This is a genomic window from Occallatibacter sp., assembly GCF_049802275.1.
GTDB lineage: Bacteria > Acidobacteriota > Terriglobia > Terriglobales > Acidobacteriaceae > Telmatobacter.
Map to the genome: position 1 here is coordinate 1 of NZ_JBARMD010000674.1, position 2,213 is coordinate 2,213.

Here is a 2,213-nt window from a genome sequence, read left to right on the forward strand (position 1 = left end):
GTGAAGGCGAAGGGGACACCATCATTCGCAAGCGGGAACGGTTCAGCCATGAACTGACCCTTGCCTACGAGAATGGCCAGATCATCGAACTGAAAGAGACCAAGGAGGAGATTCCTAGCAAATCCTCCGACGAATAGACGCCAGCGGCGGAGAGATACTCCTTGAATGGCTGGGGCGAAGTTAGTGGTATTGTAGTTGTGTACACATCAGTACACATTTGAAGACTGGGACATGGAAGCGTTGAAGGTTGGGATTCGCGAATTTCGAGAGAAGCTGGCTAGCTATCTCCTGGAGAGCGACGTGCCTGTGGCGATCACTCGTCACGGCGATACCGTTGGCTACTACATTCCTGCCCGACATAAACGGGCAGAGACGGAGCGGGCAGCTCTCAAAGAAGCCGCCTCGCGCTTGCAGCAAGTGCTTGCTAGTGAAGGGATTTCCGAGGACGAGATTCTTGCAGACTTCAAGGCCTGGCGCGCGGGTAAGAAGAAATGACCGCGCGCGAGACAAAATTCAGGGCAAACCCGATGGTCAAAGATAACCATGGCTTGCGATAATGGCATAAGGAACACGTCATGACGGTAACGCTTGAACTGAAACCGGAGATTGAAGCTGGCCTGGTCGCACAGGCCCATGCGCGTGGTCTGTCACTGGAGGCCTATCTTGAGCAGGTCCTTCAGAGCGCAGTGGCTCCGAACCGGCCAGAAGAAAGAAAGAGCCTTGCGCAGTTGTTCGCGGACTCGCCTTTCAAAGGTCTTAATTTGAACTTCGAACGGGACACCGATACCGGCCGTCCGGTCAAGCTATGACCGGCTCTTGCTGGGTACCAACGTTCCCTCTGAACTGACACGCCCCAAACCAGAGCCTGAAGTGATTCAATGGTTGGACGATGCCGACGATCTGCGTCTCTTTCTCAGCGTCGTTTCGCTGGGAGAGATTTTCAAAGGCATCAAGTTCTTCCGGAGGGCAAGCGCCGCCAGCAACTGCAGCAATGGGTCGACGAGACTCTGCGCCCCTGGTTCGATGGCCGCATTCTACCTGTATCTGAGTCCGTTGCTGAGCGCTGGGGGGTTCTGGCGGGAGAATGTCAGCTGACGGGAAGGCCGCTCAATGTAGCCGATGGTTTGATCGCCGCTACGGCTCTGGAACATGGCCTGACCGTGGTTACCCGCAATGTGAAGGACTTTTCCAATCTGGGCGTTTCGGTTTTAGATCTGTGGCGCGGCAAATAATCCATTAGATATCTACTCGCGACTGTTGTCGCGAGGATGTTCCCCCTTGTACCGGTGATGCCAGCGCTGAGTGCTTCCTGGATTTCCCATCCGTTCGACACACAGGTCAGAGCAACCACTGGTCCCGATGTCGATAGCTTGGTGCGTCCTTATGGGCTTGTCTACGAAGCTGGGTCGCCACGCTCCAAAATGATCTATCGGAATCCGAGGTCGTTCATCCATGCGACACATCGGTAGGAGTGCGGGTCATGAAAAATGCCCACGAGCGTTTCGGCAAACTCGTTTATCGCCGCCGTTCAGAAAAGACGGCCACCAACCTTCGCGTCTTCCTGGATGCCTTTGTGGGAGAGGACCGAGGCAAAGCTCACTTGGTCTCAGTAGTTGGCGGCGACGTGGAGATCGGCGCCATTGCGGCAGCGTTTGCCAACGGCGACTCATTTACCGTGGTAGATCCTTACGGTGCTGAAAGTATCGTCTCGCTTGGCGAGAAGCCGCTGTGCTTCCGAGGCTCCATCGTGGTTCCCGGCCGGAAGCGGCCACTGAGGCATCTTGTAAGTTGCTCGCAGGAATTGGCGGATGCAACTTCGGATGGGAAGCTGCTCCTGATCAGCGACGACCATTTGTTCATTTGGTCTTCACTTGTGCGTCACTACGGCTTGCCGGCCACGCCGGAATGGGGGCCGTGGATGATATCGCAATTGCAGCAACAGAAGCGTATTCAGCTTCTTCCCGCGTTTGGATACGCAGGAGTCGCCGTCAAGGCCAAACGAAAAGAGTTATTGGCGCTGCTTCGGAAGGGGCTGCGCAGCAATCGGCTCGCGTTTCCCGCCCGAAACGGGGCCGTCGAATGGCCCGAAATCCAGCTCATCAAGAAGACTGCCTGATTACTGCGTGAACGAGTGTCTGCGTCGATTGCCGCGGGCCGATCATTCGCGGAAGCCTACACACACACATTCTGAACAGTTCTGGGAGGACCTGCCT

General features: G+C 55.9%; 5 protein-coding genes. All 5 read left to right on the top strand.

Annotated features, from left to right (window positions below; genetic code table 11):
* Nucleotides 1-231: 231 nt before the first annotated feature.
* The 5 genes from WA354_RS22730 (at nt 232) to WA354_RS22750 (ending at nt 2,116) form a co-directional block, all read left to right on the top strand.
* Nucleotides 232-495, top strand: coding sequence for a prevent-host-death protein (locus WA354_RS22730; RefSeq protein ID WP_472815310.1), 264 nt, complete (start codon nt 232-234; stop codon nt 493-495).
* An 80-nt stretch (nt 496-575) separates the two neighbouring features.
* Nucleotides 576-809 carry a hypothetical protein gene (locus tag WA354_RS22735; protein WP_472815311.1) on the top strand — a complete coding sequence of 78 codons (234 nt, stop codon included), beginning with the start codon at nt 576-578 and terminating at the stop codon, nt 807-809.
* 61 nt (nt 810-870) lie between these two features.
* Entirely contained in the window at nt 871-1,095 is a 225-nt protein-coding gene (locus WA354_RS22740; protein ID WP_472815314.1) for a hypothetical protein, read from the top strand.
* Nucleotides 1,032-1,232: a PIN domain-containing protein gene (locus WA354_RS22745; RefSeq protein ID WP_472815313.1), complete on the top strand. Its 201-nt coding sequence runs from the start codon at nt 1,032-1,034 to the stop codon at nt 1,230-1,232. Before WA354_RS22740 ends, WA354_RS22745 begins: the two co-directional genes overlap by 64 nt.
* A 248-nt stretch (nt 1,233-1,480) precedes the next feature.
* Complete coding sequence (locus WA354_RS22750; RefSeq protein WP_472815312.1) at nt 1,481-2,116, top strand: hypothetical protein; 636 nt, start codon at nt 1,481-1,483, stop codon at nt 2,114-2,116.
* Nucleotides 2,117-2,213 lie beyond the last annotated feature (97 nt).

Coding starts and splice junctions, on each gene's coding strand:
- WA354_RS22730 (WP_472815310.1), top strand. CDS start 232: ATGGAAGCGTTGAAGGTTGGGATTCGCGAATTTCGAGAGAAGCTGGCT.
- WA354_RS22735 (WP_472815311.1), top strand. CDS start 576: ATGACGGTAACGCTTGAACTGAAACCGGAGATTGAAGCTGGCCTGGTC.
- WA354_RS22750 (WP_472815312.1), top strand. CDS start 1,481: ATGAAAAATGCCCACGAGCGTTTCGGCAAACTCGTTTATCGCCGCCGT.